This is a genomic window from Planctomycetota bacterium, from assembly GCA_016207825.1.
Taxonomy (GTDB): Bacteria; Planctomycetota; MHYJ01; order JACQXL01; family JACQZI01; genus JACQZI01.
Genome location: JACQZI010000010.1, coordinates 176,307 through 195,758, shown reverse-complemented (window position 1 = coordinate 195,758; position 19,452 = coordinate 176,307). Strand labels below are relative to the sequence as shown.

The 19,452-nt window shown below is 43.6% G+C and carries 17 protein-coding genes; 14 read left to right on the top strand and 3 right to left on the bottom strand.

Annotation, left to right across the window (positions count from 1 at the left end; all coding sequences use genetic code 11):
• Window positions 1-7: 7 nt before the first annotated feature.
• The 4 genes from HY811_05690 to HY811_05675 all read left to right on the top strand — a co-directional run bounded on the left by HY811_05690 (window position 8) and on the right by HY811_05675 (window position 4,267).
• Entirely contained in the window at window positions 8-886 is an 879-nt protein-coding gene (locus HY811_05690; protein MBI4834292.1) for a hypothetical protein, read from the top strand.
• Between the two features lie 25 nt (window positions 887-911).
• Complete coding sequence (locus HY811_05685; protein ID MBI4834291.1) at window positions 912-1,364, top strand: hypothetical protein; 453 nt, start codon at window positions 912-914, stop codon at window positions 1,362-1,364.
• A gap of 945 nt (window positions 1,365-2,309) precedes the next feature.
• Complete coding sequence (locus HY811_05680) at window positions 2,310-2,756, top strand: helix-turn-helix domain-containing protein (GenBank protein ID MBI4834290.1); 447 nt, start codon at window positions 2,310-2,312, stop codon at window positions 2,754-2,756.
• Between the two features lie 179 nt (window positions 2,757-2,935).
• A complete protein-coding gene (locus tag HY811_05675) occupies window positions 2,936-4,267 on the top strand; it encodes a hypothetical protein (protein ID MBI4834289.1) in 1,332 nt (443 codons plus the stop codon).
• A gap of 20 nt (window positions 4,268-4,287) precedes the next feature.
• On the opposite strand, the gene HY811_05670 is transcribed toward HY811_05675, so the two are convergent.
• From HY811_05670 to HY811_05660, 3 genes are all read right to left on the bottom strand, one after another.
• Window positions 4,288-4,851: a manganese efflux pump gene (locus tag HY811_05670; GenBank protein MBI4834288.1), complete on the bottom strand. Its 564-nt coding sequence runs from the start codon at window positions 4,849-4,851 to the stop codon at window positions 4,288-4,290.
• A 161-nt stretch (window positions 4,852-5,012) separates the two neighbouring features.
• Entirely contained in the window at window positions 5,013-6,089 is a 1,077-nt protein-coding gene (locus HY811_05665) for a YbhB/YbcL family Raf kinase inhibitor-like protein (GenBank protein MBI4834287.1), read from the bottom strand.
• Between the two features lie 27 nt (window positions 6,090-6,116).
• On the bottom strand, window positions 6,117-6,290 hold the full coding sequence (locus tag HY811_05660) for a hypothetical protein (GenBank protein MBI4834286.1): 174 nt from the start codon (window positions 6,288-6,290) through the stop codon (window positions 6,117-6,119).
• A gap of 189 nt (window positions 6,291-6,479) precedes the next feature.
• On the opposite strand from HY811_05660, the gene HY811_05655 reads away from it, so the two are divergent.
• The 10 genes from HY811_05655 to HY811_05610 all read left to right on the top strand — a co-directional run bounded on the left by HY811_05655 (window position 6,480) and on the right by HY811_05610 (window position 19,420).
• A complete protein-coding gene (locus tag HY811_05655; GenBank protein ID MBI4834285.1) occupies window positions 6,480-7,547 on the top strand; it encodes a hypothetical protein in 1,068 nt (355 codons plus the stop codon).
• A 40-nt stretch (window positions 7,548-7,587) separates the two neighbouring features.
• Window positions 7,588-8,019, top strand: coding sequence for a DUF4395 domain-containing protein (locus HY811_05650; GenBank protein ID MBI4834284.1), 432 nt, complete (start codon window positions 7,588-7,590; stop codon window positions 8,017-8,019).
• A gap of 194 nt (window positions 8,020-8,213) precedes the next feature.
• Window positions 8,214-9,200 carry a diguanylate cyclase gene (locus HY811_05645; GenBank protein MBI4834283.1) on the top strand — a complete coding sequence of 329 codons (987 nt, stop codon included), beginning with the start codon at window positions 8,214-8,216 and terminating at the stop codon, window positions 9,198-9,200.
• Window positions 9,201-9,600: 400 nt separating this feature from the next.
• Window positions 9,601-10,602 (top strand): trypsin-like peptidase domain-containing protein, encoded by a 1,002-nt coding sequence (locus tag HY811_05640; protein MBI4834282.1) that lies wholly within the window; start codon window positions 9,601-9,603, stop codon window positions 10,600-10,602.
• Between the two features lie 53 nt (window positions 10,603-10,655).
• Window positions 10,656-12,614 carry a hypothetical protein gene (locus HY811_05635; protein MBI4834281.1) on the top strand — a complete coding sequence of 653 codons (1,959 nt, stop codon included), beginning with the start codon at window positions 10,656-10,658 and terminating at the stop codon, window positions 12,612-12,614.
• Window positions 12,615-12,626: 12 nt separating this feature from the next.
• Window positions 12,627-14,984 (top strand): VCBS repeat-containing protein, encoded by a 2,358-nt coding sequence (locus tag HY811_05630; protein ID MBI4834280.1) that lies wholly within the window; start codon window positions 12,627-12,629, stop codon window positions 14,982-14,984.
• Window positions 14,985-15,005: 21 nt separating this feature from the next.
• On the top strand, window positions 15,006-15,887 hold the full coding sequence (locus HY811_05625; GenBank protein ID MBI4834279.1) for a hypothetical protein: 882 nt from the start codon (window positions 15,006-15,008) through the stop codon (window positions 15,885-15,887).
• The gene (locus HY811_05620) at window positions 15,888-17,870 is read left to right on the top strand and encodes a DEAD/DEAH box helicase (protein ID MBI4834278.1); all 1,983 of its coding nucleotides are present in this window, start codon (window positions 15,888-15,890) and stop codon (window positions 17,868-17,870) included.
• A gap of 121 nt (window positions 17,871-17,991) precedes the next feature.
• Window positions 17,992-18,894 (top strand): hypothetical protein, encoded by a 903-nt coding sequence (locus tag HY811_05615; GenBank protein ID MBI4834277.1) that lies wholly within the window; start codon window positions 17,992-17,994, stop codon window positions 18,892-18,894.
• The gene (locus HY811_05610) at window positions 18,887-19,420 is read left to right on the top strand and encodes a macro domain-containing protein (GenBank protein ID MBI4834276.1); all 534 of its coding nucleotides are present in this window, start codon (window positions 18,887-18,889) and stop codon (window positions 19,418-19,420) included. Before HY811_05615 ends, HY811_05610 begins: the two co-directional genes overlap by 8 nt.
• Window positions 19,421-19,452: the final 32 nt, after the last annotated feature.

Below are 19,452 nucleotides of genomic sequence, written 5' to 3'. Positions count from 1 at the left end.
GTAAATTATGTTACCACATATATCAGGTTTTAAGCTTAACTTTATCTTTGATACCAATGCGGTTCGTAAATTAGGTGTGCTGAACCAAAAAGAATGGGAAAGTTTAGATAGAGCCTGTAAACAAAGTGATTATAAAACAGGCTGGATTCCGCGAGTATTGCAAGAACTTCTTGGGTCAAACCTAAACAGAAAATCGCCCTTGACGGACGCGGATGTGGCGGAGATTCGCTGTGCCGTAAGCCGTTTTGGGCAACTTTCAGACGGACATATTCTTCCTGACACGGACGAACTTATCAAACGAACACTTTATGTGTTTGCAGACAAAACTATATCGCCCTCACAACGGACCGAATGGCGACAGGCTATTGACTTTTTCCTGCGAGAGGTTACAACAGCAGGGCAAATTGAATCATCTCGCGATGGTAATTCTTGGGTAACGATACTTAAGAATAAAGAGCTTTCAAGCGGCTGGGAAATTCCTATCCTTAGAGGTTTTAAAGACATTGCTAAACAAAATGCAGATATCATTGCGAAGATAAAAGCGCCTGATGCCCAAGGTGAAAAGGTTAGCTTCTTTGAAGAATGGTTTATTCGGGAATGCCGGAAACACCAATTTTCTAACCAAGAGATACAAAATATTCAGAGTACACCGTTCGAGAAATTACAGATTAGTTCACTCGTTCAGGGTATATTATTAGACCATTATTATATTAAAGGGACGGGGATTGTGGAGAACGACTATTTTGACATTGATATCGCTACGTACTTGGGAGGAGAAGCATCAATATTGGTTTCTGATGATAGTAACCTTGTAGGTTACTGTAAAGGTATCTTTGCAGATAATGGGCGTATTATGAAGTTTGACGAGTTTATGAAATCTCTTTAATGTAATAAATATGGATTTAAGTAATATGAAGTTAACTGATTGGGTAGGTGTTTGGGGTGGTATTTTAGCGACTATATTAGCTGTTTTAAAGATATTTGAATATCGTAGAGACAGAGCAAATATAAAAGTTAAAATTGGCGATAATTACACAAAAGTTCAGCCTAATGGTGCTGTTCTTACTTCTTTAATAATTACGGCAATAAATGTTGGACGAAGACCCGTAACACTTTCGAGAGCAGGTTTATTAATGCCACGCAATAGTAAGCAAAAGTATTTATTATGCGCTGATACCAATCCAAGAAGATTGGAGCTAACGGAAGGGAAAAGTCATGATTATTATTTAGATGCAGATAAATTGATACAGGAGAATGGGTTACCTGCTGATAAATATGCTGCCTGTGTAATAGACGAAACGGAAAGGTGGTATTGGTCTCATAATTGGCTAACAAGATTATTCAAACTTGGAAGAATAAAATAATTCATCCCGCTAACAACCCCCAGTGCCAGCGAAGGCTTGACGTCCAAAAGGCTTAAAAGCTTAATAGTTTAAAAGATTAATCGTTTCAGGTGGTCAAAGTCTTAATCCCGAACTCCCGTCCCGATAATCTCATTCCCGAAAACTTTTCCAATAATCTGTCAGCTAAGATGTTTAAGATATGCCGATGGCTATACAGGTATAGGGTATACGTTATGTTATGAGGGTAGAGCATATAGGCTATTAGGGTGTAGAATAATGGCTATGGAGGTGCATGGTAATGGCTATAGGGGTGCAGGATAATGGCTATAAGGGTGCAGGATAATGGCTATAAGGGTGCAGGATAATGGTTATAGGGGTGCAGGATAATGGTTATAGGGGTGCAGGATAATGGCTATAAGGGTGCAGGGTAATGGTTATAGGGGTGCAGGGTAATGGTTATGGAGGTGTAGGGGTAGGATACCCCCACCCCCATCTCCATGGTTGGGCGAATTAACCGGGTTTTTAGTGCCTAATACTCAATATAACAACGAATCAGGCGGTTTTAGCCGCCGAATATAAAAAGTGCGGAAATAAAACCCCCCTTTTATCTCCCGATAAGGGAGAATTAACCGACTTTTTTGGGGTAAAATACGACCACAGAGGGCACAGAGGGGTATAAAAAGAGATATTTCAATATAAAGCGAATAAGAAACTCGTTATATTGAAGATGGTTGTTGATTATATTGAGTTTTATAGGATAAACGGAAATATTGGGTTGACAAAATGGAAGAAAATGCTTGACAAAGTGGAAGAAATTAGTTGACAATATAGCCACGGAGACACAGAGAACACAGAGTTTAATATATTAATAATGAGATCATTAATCCATGAAATTTTTCCTGGTTTCTTGGACTCTTTATAAAAAATATTCTCCGTGAACTCTGTGATTCTGTGGCAAGGAGTTTTATGCCAAGAAGATGTATTTTCATCCAGCTGGATAAATCCGGGATTGCCTCGCTCCAGCATTTTATGTCCCGCATGGCAGGCGAAGGCAACTACCACGCACGGAAACGCGCCCAGGCAGTCTGGTTTTCCCACGAATTCCATACCGTGGAACGAATCGCCGAAGAATTGCAAACCTCTTCCCGCTCGGTTTACCAATGGCTCAAGCTATATAAAGAAAAAGGGCTTGCCGGATTCACTTATCCCGTCCGTTCCAGGAAATTAACCGCCCAACAGATTGACGAAATTATGTCCGTGAGCGGATGGTCGACATATATGATAAAAAGAAGGGCATCCACCGAAGGCTGGCCATCCCGTAAAATCGCCAAATGGATAAAAGATAACTGGAAAATAAATATATCGCATGAAAGGATAAGGCAGATTGTCAATAAGAAATTAAGAGGCGATTAATCCTGATGCTTTAGGATGGCGAACATATTTATCCATTGGCAACTCTTTATTATTGACAAATACGGCTCTAAGAATTAGCATAAGTTTTAAACACGAAAGAGGTTCGAAAGCACGAAATCAGTTTTCTTGTCTTCGAGTTCCCATTTTCGTGATTTCGTGTAATAAGGAGAAAATAAAACATGCCGACAGTCAATCTTACTTACAAAGAAGGAGTTCCTTCCTGGGAAATATCGCCGCCCGATCCCAATACTTTCAAGGGCGTCCGTAAATCAGTAATCTTCCGGATGTTTTATTTTCCCGAGGGGGCGCTTCTTGCCTCGTTCACCAAACTATATGATATGCCAGATCAGCCTTACCTTTTCCACCGCATTCTGGATATCAGCGATGCGCTCTGTAAAAAATATATTGAATCGCTTATTTCAAGCGGACAGGTGCTTTTGGTCTTTAAGGATGAGAAGCAGGAATATTTTACCGAACTTGTCTCCGTTCCCGCGGGTGAGATAAAAAGGCTTTTAAGCGAGGGCGAGTCATACAATAAAAAGTTAGGCGTTGTTTCCGGCAACGCGGCCTTGGATAAATTCGGCACAGCTTTTGGCCAGTATTTCCCCAAGCTCGGCGCCGAAGGCTCCTGGGATGCGGTGGAAAGACACTATCAGGCCAAGACCGTACCACCGCCCCAGGGTGAAGTGCAGGCGCAATTCCAAACCGAAGGGCTCCATGCGCCAGGCCTTGAGCCGGAAGTTCCTGCCGGTAATAAATCAATGGCTTTGTATTGGCTTATCGGGTATGCGGTAGTTGCCGCAGGCGCCTGGTTTATTGCCGGGAGAGGATTATGGCTTTGGACGACCATAATCAGCGGTATTTTAGTGCTTGGTTTCCTGTTTGGATTAAAAGATGCACTTTCCTCGTCTGCTAGTAAATTATCCGTGATAAAAACCTACCTTCTGGTAATCGGGTTATGGGTGCTATGGCTGGTCATCGGGATAAAATTCGCCATCGCTCCGGTATACATAGATAATTACAGCGGGTATAAAGTCCTTTTGAAGCTCGGCGGCAAAGACTGGTTTACGCTTGAGGATAGCAGTAATGCCGAAACGCGCCTGCGCAGGGGGGCTTATGAACTTGTTATTATTGACGCTTTGAATAACGGGGAAATAAAACGCATGACAATAAACGTGGAAAGCGGGGACCCGCATATCCTTAACGTGCTGGGGAAGATGTCTTATTACAAGGGGACGGCGGTCTATTCCACTTATTCATACGGGCTTACCGAACCGGCTGGTTCGACCATAACCAGCGAATGGTTTGAGGCTGATGTGGACTACCTTTTTGAAGAGCCACCCGGAAGTATGCAGATAAAACAAGGCACCACGGCATATAAAAGCTATTTAAGGCGTGAAGGTGCGGTTAGAGAAGCCGTCCCTTACGAAGAGGAAGAGAAAAAACCGGAAGATGAAACGCCGCCGCCGGATGAATTCCCGGAAGAAAACCCGGAAGATATGGCCAAATAGGCGTAGTTTGGAAGCTGTTATTACGCGTAAAAGAGATGCTGGATTAATATCTTCAGCCCGATTCCGATTAGGATTAATCCGCCGATGATTTCCATCCGGTTTCCTAAAAGCGCACCGAACTTATTCCCGGCGTAAACGCCCATAAAGGAAAGCCCGAAGGTGACGAGTCCGATAATCGCCACAGGCAATATCAGCACGACATTTAAAAATGCCAGCGTGAAGCCGACTGCCAGGGCGTCTATGCTCGTCGCCACGGATAAAATCAGGAGCATATAGGTGTTAAGCGATTCGTTTTTATCTTTGCCCGCGTCCAGTTTGAACGATTCGTAAATCATCTTGCCGCCGATTATCGCCAAAAGCCCGAAAGCAATCCAGTGGTCCATGCCGGAGATGAATCCCTTTAATCCCAATCCGGCAAGCCAGCCGACGACCGGCATAAAAGACTGGAATAAACCGAAGAACAGGGCAATCCTGAAGGCATGGATTATTTTGACATTCTTTATAATGATTCCGTTGGTGATGGAAACCGCCAGCGCGTCCATCGAAAGCCCGAGCGCAATTAAAAAGATGGTGATAAAATCCATATGGATAATATATACAAAAATAGCAGCGCGGTAAATAATATTCAATACCTTAAAGACGAAGGTAATTAAACGGTGATTGGATGGCAACCCTTGTTCCCATCGGGGAGGGACTTCGCTGCCGCTCCGTAATCCTCCTTACAAAGAGGGGACTGAGGGGTGTGTTAATTATTCTTATAGAGCCCGACCAGCGTGGATTGTTTGATAATATGGCCTTCCATGGCCTTCAGCAATTCCGCGGCTTTTATCCCGGCTTTTAATTCAAGTATCGTATCAAGCGCGTAAAGCGTAAAATAACATTCTTGGCTTCCCCGTCCGCTGGTGGCTATCAGGCCGGCGTATCCGGTGCTGCCGAGGTTATTAACGCCTTGTTTGGCGCCCTTGACTTCATTCGGTTCGGCGCCTTTCGAGATATTTTCCGGTAGCGCGTTTGTTTTTTCCGGGATGTTAAAAATCACCCAGGTTATCCAGGCGAGGTTATCGATTGTTTCGGAATTGGCGCAGATAATCGCGTAAGATTTGGCGCCTTCCGTTTCCGGCCAGGACATATTCGGCGAGGGGCTGTTTTCGCCTTTAAAATGCCTGTTGGGAATCATTTCCCCGTCCTCGAATGATGAGCTGTTGAGAGCGAAAACCTGCTCTGTTTTGGCCCTTTTTTCCTTTATCTGGTCATAGGCTTTTTTTGCTTCCTCCAGTGTCTTCTGGAGTGTTTTGCCGTTTTTTTGCCCGGATATCTTTTTCATCGGGTCTTTGCCTGATTCTTCAAAAGGGTTGAGGATGACAATATACGGGGCGGATGACGCCGACCATTTCTTCGCATCTTCAGATTCTTTGTCATGTGCTATTTTGACAAATACAAAATATTTCCGCAAGCGCATCAGTTCGCGGCTGTTCAGCGCTTGCAGGGTTTGCTGGGAGGGCTTTTTATCGTCGGCCATGAAAACCAGGACCGGCTTATCCCTCTTTTTCGCCTTGGCGATTCCCTTTTCGACGGAATCCAGCCAGCTTATTTCGGAATCATAAATCTTAAGTGCCTTGCTGATGATTGCCAGTGCCAGGTTTTCCGGGGCGTCGGGGTCGTATATCCTGCCCATGGCCAGTTCGTCGCCGAAGGGATCGACTATGACAATGCCGCATTTTTTCGTGTCAGGGGGAACCCTGAATTTCTCCGCGTCTTTTTCAGTGCCGTTGACTAAATGGAAACCTTGGGCGGCTTCGATGAATTTGTCGTTTGCCAGCACACGGCTGGCAGCTCCGGATTCCAGCCCTCAGGCCCCGCAGACAAAAAAGAGCAATACCGGATTATTCGTTTGCTGGGCGGCTTTCAGGGCGTCGTCCGATGTTTTTTCCCATTTAAGCTTAAGCTTTTGTTCGCCGGCTATTGTAAGCGGGATGAGCGCGATGCATAAGAGTAAAACCAGGAAGAACAGTTTCTTTTTCATATAAGGTCTCCTTGTTTTTGCTGAGAGCAAGTATTTTAGTAAATACCCATATTAAGCGCAAGAAAAATATGATGGGCGGGGCGGGTTTAAAATCGGCAGGCGTTTCTTTCAGCAACTGCCGGTTCATATTAGATTGACAGGGCTTAAAGCAAAAGTAAAATACCGTGATACTGATAAAAGGAGATAAATATGATATCAAGATGCACGGTTTCGTTCGGCCGGCACGATTTGCAGGCAAGCCGCCTGAAGAGCGGGCTTTGCCCGGTAAAGAATTGCGACGCGCTTTTGTCCAAAGCGCCTTTCCGGCGCGTCAAGGGCAGGATGCAGTTCCTTCCTTTTTGCCCGGTCCACGGAATCCGCGTCCATAAAAACACCTTTACATATTTTAACGGAATAAGCCAGACGGAAAAAGAACTGGCGCTTAAACGGAGCCTGCGGTTCAATAATGATTTTTACATCAATAGGATATTGAAGGGCAAGATAAAAGCGGACCCAATCAGTCCGGCTTATGAATCAAGCGGCGATGCGCTCACCTGGAATGTTTTCAGCTTGATTGCCGGAAATAAATACGCCTTGGCCGAGCTGGTCGCCCTGATTACCGGCAAGGTTTATACCCGCCCGGCGGATTTATATCTCTGGGACGGAAAGGTGGATTTGGTGCGCGGGACGTTCAGGCATTGCCAGCCTTTGTTAAAAGTCCGGAAGGCTTTAGAAAGCGATATCAGGGAGTCGCCGACCGAGCCGGATGTCATGCTCGTTATCCCCAGGAAACTGGTCATCGTGATAGAAGCCAAATTCGGGAGCGGAAATAAAATCGCCGGCGGCTCAAAGCGCCTGCCGGGCGAAAAGCCGTCAAAGGTGCCGGAGCTCATTAAGAAATATTACTTGGATAATGAATATCTCAGGAACGACCCTATCTTTGATGTTGCTAATCCGCCGACGCCTTTTTACGAGGAGCTCTTCCGTGATATTGCGTTTGCCGCATCCATGGCAAAGGTTTCCGGCGCGCGTGATTGGTTCGTGGTGAATCTGAGGAGTGCGCATGTCCTGAACCTTAAGCGGGGTAAGCCGGAAAGCCTGCCGGTGACAAAGAATATACGTTCATTTCTCATGCCTAAATACAAAAAGCAGTTTGTCCATATGCACTGGGAGGATATATTTAAGAAAGTGATAAAGGATAACCTGGAGCTGGTTGATTTGGCGTGGTATATGAAGAACAAAAGCATTTACGGAGTGAGGGCGTTTAATATTATTTGAAGATTTCCGGTTTAATCCCGTTGTTTGGAGGTGAAGAAAAATGAATGTTGCCTGCCCGATATCCGGGAAGCTGGGGAATGAAAGGGTCGCCCGGCTTAACGCCTTTATGGTTTTGGCCGCGCTGGCGGCGTTTATCTTTACAAAAGAGGAGATAATCGTTTATGCCGCCGCGGCGGATTTCCTTATCCGCGGTTTTATCAATCCGAAATACAGCCCGTTAAGCATCACCAGTTCTTTTATCCTGAAGCTTTTAAGAGTAAAGCCGCGGATGGAGGATATGGCGCGCAAGGTGTTCGCGGCAAAGATAGGCACCTTCTTTTGCGTTATCATGGCGGTTTTTTTGCTGGCGGATATGCAAACGGCTTCGTTTATAACGGCAGGCGCGGTGATGTTCTTCGCGGCGTTAGAGTCGTTTTTCGGATTCTGCGTCGCCTGCAAACTTTATCCTTTGATATGCCATACTTCAAATTAAAGCTAAACTCTTTTCCCCTGGCACTTAAATTGGAATGCATAAGGAAAATTAAGGAGTTATAAAAAAACATAATATTTTAAAATTAATGCTTGACAATATGAATTCTTTTCTTATAATGTGAAATTAAATACCGTTAGATATTGCATGATTTGAAAACACACCAAAACGGCAAAAAAGAGTTGGTACATAACTAAATGAATTCAGATACAGACAGTCTCTTTATAGGTTCTAACAGTATAGATATTTTAAACCATCTTGCCTATGGAGTTTATTGCACTGATATAAACCGTAAAATAACTTATTGGAGCAAGGGATTAGAGCGTTTGACCGGAGTCAAAAGTTCTGATACGGTCGGTAAATTCTGCAACACGGAGTTTTTTAAGATTTTTGATGATAATGATGATAATCCATGCCATAAAGGTAGATGCTTGTTAAACGAAGCGGTTAAGACTGGTTTAATCCATAAACGGGAATATATGTTGCAAAGCAAAAACGGTTATAAGTTCCCGATTACTTTAAGCGTTGCTCCCGTTAAGGATTTTAATCGGGAGGTGAAAAATCTTGTTGCGCTTATCAGGGTCAGCACTTCGCGCATGGCCGGATTAAAAAATGACAGAGAGTTAAAAAGAATGGCTTTTACCGATGGGCTTACCGGGATAGGTAACCGTCGTTTTACCGAAATGCAGTTGAGTAGCCGGCTGGATGATTTGAGAACTTATGACTGGCCATTTGGTATTCTTTTTATTGATATCGACCGTTTCAAAACGATTAATGATAAATACGGACACCATGTAGGGGATGAAGTGCTCAAAACAGTGGCCAATAAGATTTCGAGTAATTTGCGCCCGTATGATTTTTTAGGAAGATGGGGAGGCGAGGAGTTCATCGCCATAGTGAATAATTTTGCCAAGGATAGACTGTTTCATATCGCAGACAGGTTGCGTTTTGTGATCGAACGTTCTGATTTCTTTGTCGATTCGGAAACGATAAGTCTAACGGTCTCAATCGGAGCGACTTTTGGTAAGATAAATGATACTGTGGTCAGTTTGGTCTGCAGGGCTGATAAGCTCATGTATATGGGGAAGTTGCCGGACGAAATCAGGTTTCAATCAACGGTGATGTCGCTAGCGAAAGCACGCCAAATCTTTGCTTGTAATAATGGGTTCCCCTGCTGCAATTAAACGTTCTTGGTAGCCTGTCTATCCGTTACCTCTATCAAATTACGTAAAGCTCCTAAGCATCCCTCCGATATGCATCGTGCTCCATCAAATAAACGGAATATTGGAGTCATTCCGGGGATAGTATATGAAATGGGCAAAATATTTTTGGAATCCTTTTGCAGGCTCTGCGTAACTTATAAATTGTATTCCTGAAAGGCTGTATATCCGGATAAACAAAACTCAAGATAAAGAAGTCCCAGGCTTTGTATAAACCTTTTCTTTAAGCTCATTTAATGTAAGATTATCTTTCTCTACTTAATAAAATCATATTAGAGTTATTTATTTAATGATTTTCTTGCCAAAGCAAATAATACTATTTATACTTACCCTTAACTAAATACCGAAATGGAGGATATAATTAATGTATAAGAAATATCTGACTATATTGATTCTCGTTTCTTTAGTAATCCTGCCGATTTACGCGGAAGAAGTTACCCTTAAAAATGGGGAGAAGATGACAGGGAAGGTGGTTAAACAGAACGATAAATCGCTTTTCCTTGATGTCGGGTTTACCATTATTGATATTCCTTCTGACGAAGTTGCCAAAGTAGAAAAAACATCTACCGAAACACCGCCGTCCGACGATGCCAAGAGCGAACCGGCTGAATTCAAAGACCTGGTTAGTTATATTACCCAGCCCAGGCGGATAGTGAAAAGAGTTTACAGTGCCACGGAGGTTGCCAATAAACACAATGATTCAATCGTAGCGGTTAACGTGGGCGGAAGCCTGCGTGGTTCCGGTTTTGTCATCACCCCAAAGGGGCATATTATTACCAACCACCACGTTATTGCAGGCGAGACTAAAATCGGCATTACTATCTACCAGCAGAAAGGCAACACCGTAGATAAGAAGAAAATTGATGAAGTGACTATTCTCGGTTTCAACCGTTATTTTGATATCGCGCTTCTCCAGATTAAAGAGGCTGATTTAAAGGATTTGACCTTGATGCCGGTGATGATAGGTGATTTTAACCAGGTCAAAAAGGGTGATCCGACCTTTGCTTTCGGGAATCCTTTGGGTTTGGAGCGGACTATTTCTGAAGGGATTGTCAGCACCCGCGGCAGGGATATCCGCGGGTTGCCTTATATGCAGACAACCGCGCCGATTAATCCGGGCAACAGCGGGAGTCCTCTTCTTAATGCCCATGGAGAGGTAATCGGGCTGGTTACCTATGGTGTTTCTTATTATGAAGGGCTTGGTTTTGGTTTGCCCAGTAATTATATTCTTGAGTTTATCAAGAGCATAGAGGCTTATGCTTACGATAAGGATAACCCGAATTACGGTTACCGTTATTGCCCGGCTCCACGTAAGAAGTCTGCGTCAACTAATGATGCAGATAAGAAGAAAGATAAGAAGAAATAAAAAGTTGCCTTTTAGGCGACCTGCCCCAGATTTTGGGGAGAAGGAGAATGCATATGAAAAAACTGACCGTTTTAACGGCCCTGTGCATGGCAATAGTGCTGTGCCTTTTCTTAGGAGCACAGGCGCCGGAAATGAAGCCTAATTTTGACAGCTTTGTTCCGGAAAATGTCTATGTGTATTATTCAATTGATGATATGGCACGCGTAAGTGATGTTATAGAAAAATCTTTTATAAATAACTTGTGGAATGATCCAGAGGTCAAAAAGTTTACGGATAAGGCGATGGAGTTGATACAAAAAGAATTCGAAAAAGAGGTTACTGCAAAAACCCAGATTTCGCTGAAAGAAATCACTTCTGCGCTCGGAACGGTTTTCAGCGGTCAGGTTGCCTTTATCCTGGACACTATTGAATTAAAAACCGGCACAAAAAAAGTGACCAAGTATGAATGGGATGAGGAAGCGGATGATTATGTGAAGAAAGAAGTTGAGGTTGAAGATATTACTCCTGTCCCCCACGTGGTTTTTCTTGCCCGTGCGGGTTCCAATAAGGAGGCGCTAGACAACCTGATAGATAAAATTTGCACCCAGCTGACCGAAAAAGAGATTTATAAAAAAGCAGATGAATACAAAAAAGTTTCATATTTTACGTTCTATGAAAAGAAAGTATCTCTCAACGTTTCATACGGTTATATGGATGACATCTTTTTCCTGGCTTACGGGGAAAAGGGATTTAAGAAGGTGATTGACAATTATAAAGGCGAAGGGGCAAATAAGTCTTTGAATACGGTTGCTTCCTATAAGAAAATAGTTGCTGAAATAGGCGAAGAAAGGCTCCAGACGTTTTTTGTCAATGTCTCGCCGTTGGTTGTAATGCTTAAGCAATGGATTGTTAAAGAAAACATGAAATACGGTTCAACTTCACCGGAAGCGATAGATGAGTTAAACAAGACTGTGGAAAAGGTGATTGAACTTACCGGACTGGGTGATTTGAAGAGCTTAGCCGGTTCAAGCCGCTTTGAAGGAGATGGGATGGTTGGTTTTACTTATCTCGATATTCCAGGCGCCAAGCGTGGAATATGGAAAATACTTTCTTCTTCAGCTACCGCAGAATTCAATACCATGAAGGCTGTTCCCAAGGAAACGCTTCTTTATTTAGGCATGGCTGTTTCCCCTACGGAAATCTATGATGAAGTGATGGATGTGCTTTCCAAAGTGGTGCCCAAAGAGGAATTTGATATGATGATGAAAGAAATGCAGTCGGGCGAAGAAGAGATTGGGCTTAAGATTAAGGATGATATCATCGGAGCTTTCGGGAGCGAATTTGCGATATTGGAGGATTTACCGAATGCGGGCAAAGCCGATCCAATGGATTTAACGAGCTTTTTCCCGATGAAGATTGCAATTATCGGGAATATCAAACAGGCAGATAAGTTTAAAAAAGCTCATGACCAGGTTGTAAAAAAGATATTTGCCGAAGGCGGATTTGTCAGCTTGAAAGAGAAAGACTATAATGGGGTTACTTTGCACATAGTCGAATCTAATTTTGGCGGCGGTGGTATGGGGATGGAAGAAGACGAAGGCGAAGCGCCGGCAGGGAAGGAATTGGCCGGATATTTCTTTACCAATGATACCTTTGTGTTTGCTTTTCCAGCTGATTATCTTCGCACGGTTGCGGATGCGCTTGCCGGTAAAAACAAAGGCTCTTTGCTGGCTGATGCGGATTTCGCCAAAATACTGATCAAGAACAAAATTGATGCTAATAAAACTTTTGTGTCGTATATGGATTGGGTGAAATATGTTGAATTGATGGAGAATCTTTTCAATAAGGTTTCCGAGATGAATAAAAGATTCCAGAAACCGAAGGATCCCGGTCCGGAAGAAGAATTACTGAAGCTTATGCCTAAAATTGAAACGATTAAAAAACACCTTGCCGGATTGAAATCTTTCGGGCAGTTTTATCCCGTTAAAGATGGTTTTATGTCGAGGGATTATATCAGGTTGATTTCAGAATAATGGGGGGGAGAGGTGATAAATAAAAGAAACGTTCTTTTTGCCATATGCATCCTGTCTATAATGAGCATGGTTTTTGTGGCCGCATCCAGATTACTGGCGGTTGGGGAGGAAGCAACAGGGGAAACCAGGCTCAATCGGGATGAAATCAAGCGTGTTTCCGAAAAATACGGATTCCTGGGCCCTGAGACTATTAAAATCGGGGAAAACATGAATAACCTTCGTATACAGGATTTTGATGGAGATGGACGGTTTGATTTTCTGGTAGTTAACGGCACGGAAAAAAAGGTGTCCGTATTCTACCAGACAGATAAGTTAGATCCGAGGTTTATGCAGGAATCTTTCGTCATGGAAAAAGCTGCTTCAGGGATGACTACCGGAGAAGTCAACGGCGACGGGTTGGTTGATATTGTTTTCCTTGATAGCGATGGCAAGGTTAATATCCTTTTTCACGAGAAGGATAAAAGGGCGTTTTCTTCTCCAAAGGAAATAGAGTTGGATAACCGGGGCAGCCTTCTTAAGGTCGAGGATATCAATAACGATAAGAAAGATGAGATTATCGTTTTAAATAATGAGGATATTAATATTATTCTCCACGAAAAGGACCGGTCTTTCCGTAAGGCGGTGAAATATGAAAACACCATGAAGAAAGTGGCGGATTTTCACCTGGCGGATGCCGATGGAGACGGCTTAAAGGATTTGATATTCTTTGAGCCAAGTGGACAATTGCTGTCTTTTCGTAAACAGCTAACTAATTTTTGTTTTGCACCGGAAATAACCCAGAAAATAGAGGGTATCAGAATAGGTGATTTCGAGGATATTACCGGAGATAAGAGAAACGAGATGCTTGCAATGCATGCACAGACTAATGCCTTTAAAATCTATCGCTTTTCTAAACCAGATGAATTAAAACCTGACGAAAAGAAGAAATTCAATTTAAGCCGTAGCCGTGATTATTTCTTTAAGATCGGTATCGGTTCTTCTAAAGGTCTGGCAATAGGCGATGTTAACGCTGATAAGCTTTTCGATGTGGTTTATGTGGATAGCTCCCGGGCGGAAATCAGCCTGTATTTGCAGGATGAATCAGGCAATCTGGCTGAAAAAAAGGTTTATCCTTCGCTCATGGGTATGCAGAATGCCGCAATCGGCGATATTAATAACGACGGGAAAAACGAGGTGGTAATTATCAGCTCTAAAGAGAAGTGCATTAGTTTTGTGCAAATGACGCCCGAGGGAAGATTATCTTTCCCGAAACCGCTTTTCCTGCCGGAAGAAACGCCGACGGCATTTGTCATTGCTGATATGAATCAGGATAAAAAGCTCGACCTTGTTTATGGCGCGCGTAACGAAAAAGCGGAAAAAGGATTTATTTTTGTAATGGGCCTAAATGAAAAAGGAGAATGGTCCCAGACGCAGAAAATCGAACTCACCGCAAAGCAAGGGACTGTCGTGGATGAAATTAAAGCAATAGATGTTGATAATGATAAACAGCCTGATTTAATTTTGTTTTTCCAGATGAGTTCTCCGATCATATTCACACAACAAAAAGACGGCTCTTTCAAGGATATTACGACTGGCAATACAGCCTTGACAAGCTTGTTAAATAAGCTTAATCCGGTCGAGCTTACTTGGGGGGATGTTAACCGTGATGGTATAAACGAGATGCTTATTTCGCAGAATAATTTTGTACGCTCGCTTGACTGGAACGGCGGAAGCCCTCAGGTTATAGACCAGTATAACGGTAAGTCATCAGAATCGGTTGTCCAAACCGCTTTTACTTTTGATTTGGATAGCGATAAAATACCCGAAGTCATCCTTTACGATAGCCAGCTTAAGTTATTGACAATCCTTAAAAAGAATGTCCAGGGCGTTTATGAAATCTTAGAAAATATCGAGATAAGTTACCTGACGATCAAAAATATTTTTGCCGAAGATATGAATAACGATGGGAAAAAGGATATAATGTTGTTTGGGCAGGAGCGGTTCGGTATACTTTATTCCGATGTGACTGACCCGCAGTTTGAGCCTCTGGCTGATTATGCCACGCGGATTAAACGCGGGGTTTATACCAGGTACGCTATTGGCGATGTCAACGGCGACGGGAAAAAAGACGTGGTTTTGATAGAAGGCAAACGGCATAATATGGAGATACTTTCGATAGATGAAAAAAATAAATTAAACCAGGAGTTGACGTTCCAGGTTTTTGAAGACCCGGAAACAGATTTGTTGGATGAGGAAAGCGAGGATTATCGCTGGCGCAACCTGCCGGTTAACGAACCGCGCGATATAAAAATCATCGATATCAACAACGATAAAAAGGATGATATCATACTACTGGCGCACAGAAACCTGCTTATTTATTTGCAGGAGTAAGGTTTAAAGGGAGGGAGAAATATGTTTTACAAAAACACCTTTAGCCATGCTTTGGGCATTTTATTGTGCATAGTCGCCTGCTTAGCGGCGCCGGTTTTTGCCGAAGATGCGGATTCGTTCGCCAATATCAAGGTTAATGATCACATCAGGATTACCCCAAAAACGGGTTCACAGATTTCCGGCATTGTTAAGGTAATCACCAAGGAAAAAATCACGCTTGATGTTTCTTATGACGACCCGGATTTTGACGGCAATATCAGCGTTTATAAAAATAACATCCAGAAGATAGAGACACTCGATTCGTTGACCGATAAGGAAAAAGAGCAGATAGAAAAGGAAAAAACAGAAAGGCTGGAAAAAACCTGGCGGGAAGATGAACCGGTTGTTCAGCCTGTCCAATCCAAGGAAACTACAATCAAGGAAGGCACCCCTCCGGAGGTGCCGGAAAAGACGGAAGAAGAAAAAGAACGGGAAAAGCTGATGGCGATACTGAAAAAATTCAATCCTGATGAAGGTTGGAGTGAGGATAGGAAAACCGATATACTTGAAAAAATGGAAAGCTACCGTAGCGCTGACGAAAAGGAGTTCTTAAAAGTTTATGACGACTGGTTGAAATCACTGGAATTGAAAGCCGTGCTGGATCGCCGGGCACTGGTCGAGAAATTCCCTCCCGATAAATGGAATGAACAAAGATATGATGAAATCATAAGTCGTTTTATTCGTTTAAAAGTAGTGCCTTCCCAGGAGGAGCGGGAATTTGCCGATAAATTCAAAGAATGGGAAAAAGGAGTGGAAGAAAAGAAGAAGGAAGATGAAGAGGCGAAAAAAAAGGAAGAAGCGGAAAAATCCAAGAGAAAAACCGAACCCACACCAGCGCCCGCAGAAGAAAGCCAGAAAAAATAGATGGAATACCGAGGTCTTAAGTTAGACCCATTTCAGGAAAAAGCCATTGAAGCAATATCACGCAACCAGTCTGTGCTGGTGGCCGCTCCGACCGGTGCAGGAAAAACCCTTATCGCAGAATTCGCCCTGGAAAAAATCCTGAAGGAAGGTAAGCGTATCGTTTACACCGCTCCGATAAAAGCGCTCAGCAACCAGAAATTCCGCGATTTTAGCCGTGAGTACGGGAATGATATCGGTGTGGTTACCGGCGATGTAACAATTAATCCTGATGCCCGTGCGCTCATCATGACCACTGAAATATTCCGCAATAGCATCTTGGAAAATCCGGAAAGGCTGAAAGACGTTTCATACGTCATTTTCGACGAGGTCCATTACCTTGACGATGAGGAGCGCGGCACTGTCTGGGAAGAAAGCATTATTTTCGCGCCCAAAGAGATTAAAATCATAGCTCTTAGTGCCACTATACCCAATATCAATACGCTCGGCAGATGGATTAAAAATGTCCGTAATGATAATTTGGTGGTGATTGAGGAATTCCAGCGTCCGGTGCCTTTGCGTCATTTGTTGTTCCTAGAAAATATCGGGGTTGGCAACATAAAGACATTGAATAAGATAAAAAGCATGACCGAAGCAGTGTCTCCTGTCGAATTTAAATGGAATCGCACCGTGCGCGATTCGGTTGTTGATTATGTGGTGAAACAAAACCAGCTGCCATGTCTCTATTTCCTCTTTAACAGGAAAGATTGCGAGCGACGAGCGGAAACTAACCTAAAACGCGGTTTGTTGAATGATGAGGAAAAGCAAAAAGCCGAAGAGATTTTTTCCGAATTATGCCTGAAATACGGTTTGGAGTTTTCTAATGAATCGGTCGGTTTTATTTCATCGTTAATCTCTAACGGCGTGGCGTTTCACCATGCCGGGATGTTGCCGACCTTGAAGGAAATTGTGGAACAGCTTTTTACTAAGGGGTTGATAAAACTACTTTTTGCCACGGAAACTTTTGCGGTCGGTGTGAATATGCCCGCCCGCTCCGTAATATTCGATGATTTAATTAAATTTGACGGTGTCAGGCGGAATTTTATAAAAAGCAGGGATTACCATCAAATGGCCGGGCGTGCCGGCCGGCGCGGGGTTGATGAGGTCGGCTTTGTTTACAGCTACCTTAAACGTCCTTATATTCGCCCTCATTTTGTGGAACAGATAACCGCCGGACCGATTGAGCCGGTTAAAAGCCAATTCAACCTTTCTTATGCGTGCCTCTTGAATCTTTACCATAAGCTTAAGGAGAATATTTATGATGTCTGCGCCAAAAGCCTGAGTAATTTCCAGGCTAAACCTAAAATACGCGTCCATCGAAAAACGAAAGATAGGGGTTTTAAAAGAGGGGAAATCTGTTTTGCCGAAACGGTTGAGCAGGTCCGACGTAAATTAAGGCTGTTGGAACGGATGGGGTATATAAGGGGGCAGTCTCTGACCGGTTTGGGACATTTCGCCCGACAGATTTACGGGTATGAATTGATTATGGGAGAGCTTTTTGCAGGAAGGGTTCTGGAAAAACTTACCCCAGATGAATTGAATATCCTTTGTGTTGCTATTGTGTTTGAATCCAAGCGGCGCGAGATGTACCAGAGGATTCCCAAATATCAGCTCACCAATGTTTATAAACCGGTTATGGAAGTGAGTAACCGGATTGATCGTGAAGAAAGGAAAAATGGTATCACGGAACTTTCCAAACAACCTGATTTTAAATTGAGTGGCGCGGCGTATGCATGGTCTACCGGAACTCCATTTGAAGCTTTGAACGAATGGACCAGCGCGGCAGATGGCGACCTGGTCCGGACTTTTCGTTTGGCCATACAGGTTTTGCACCAGCTTGAACGGGCTTGCCGCGCGGCCGGGATAACCGATACCGTTGTTATTAAAGAGGCAATTTATAAATTAAAACGCGATGAAGTGGATGCGGAAAAATATTTACGCGCGTGAAACTCAATTTCAGCGTGCCTTCGGAGCCGGCGCGCTTAAAAAAATCTTTCTAGAAAACTAATTTTACTCTTTACATTTCCGGAAAATTTTGTATAGTATTGCTAGAGAGGTGGAATGAATTATGGGAGAAACAAACCCTGATGGCGAGTCAATGTCGGGCATGCCCGACTTGATGGACCACAGCGAACTGGATAAGCTTAACTTGAAGCTTTGGGAAAAGATTGATGATAAGATGCCATCGGAAGTTTCCGATGCGGATATACTGTCTCTCGTCCCGGGGATATTTTCTTCCGATCTTGAAATAAGAAATTCTACTATTGCCCGCCTGAACCGCCTGGGGACGGTTGCGGCACAAAAGCTGGTCGATATCCTTTTTAAAAATCCGACGGATTCTACTCTGGCGTTCCAGGTTTCCGCTGCCCTGGAAGAAATCGGCAAGCGGGCCGTGCCGCCTTTGATTGAAGCGCTTAAGAAAATAAATGATTTTAAAAAACCGACGGATTTGACCCTGTTGGAAAGCATTACGGAAACACTTATCAGGTTGAATGACAGAAGTGCCGTGCCGGTTTTAATCGGCTATATCAAGAATATTAATCAGGAACTGCAGAAAGCGTCTTCTAATGGGAACCAAGCGAACGGTTCTGCAGAAGCTACCGGGAAAAAACCGAGCGATTTTCACCAAACAGTGCGCTTGCGCATACATGATTTGCTGGGTGACCTTGGGACGCGCGATGGGCTTGATGATTTACTGCAGTTGCTGGCCGATGGAACCAAGCGTGTCCATGTTGATGTGATTGAAACGCTCAGGAAAGTGGGCGACCAGCGCGCTTTAGTCCCGCTTTTAAGGCTTTATCCTGTAGAATTAAATATTTCCGAACTGGGCGCGCGGTATATTAAGCTCACTTTCAGGGAAATCGTCCGGCGGGAAAAGATTGCCAAACAAAGCGCCGTGTTTAAAAACTTAACACCTGAAGAAAAGGAAACTTTGAGCAAAATCTCACCTAATTTAAGAAATAATGGATAAGATAAAGATAGTAAAAAGCGATATTACCGAGATGTCCGTGGATGCCATCGTCAATGCTGCTAATAACGATTTGATTCTCGGCGGAGGCGTTGCCGGTGCCATACGCCAAAAAGGAGGTCCGAAAATACAGGCTGAATGCAATACCAAGGCTCCTATCCAGATAGGCGAAGCAGCAATTACCACGGGCGGGACTCTTAAAGCCAAATATGTCATCCACGCCGCCAGTATGGCATTGGGCGGATGGGCTACGGCAGATTCCGTTAAAAGCTCGACTTATAACAGCTTCATGAGGGCTAAAGAAAATAATATCAAGTCAATCGCTTTCCCTGCGATTGGGACGGGCGTTGCCGGATTTCCCATTACCCGTTGTGCCCAAATTATGATAGATACTGCCGAATCCTTCGTTAAGCAGTATCCCCTCCTCGAAACAGTTTATTTCGTCCTCTATGATGATAAGGCATTTGAGGCTTTCAAGGAATATTACGATACCAAGTCATCCGGGCAAACGCCTGTGCAGGCAAAATAGTCTGGATTGACTTGACAAACTGGTTTTATTTT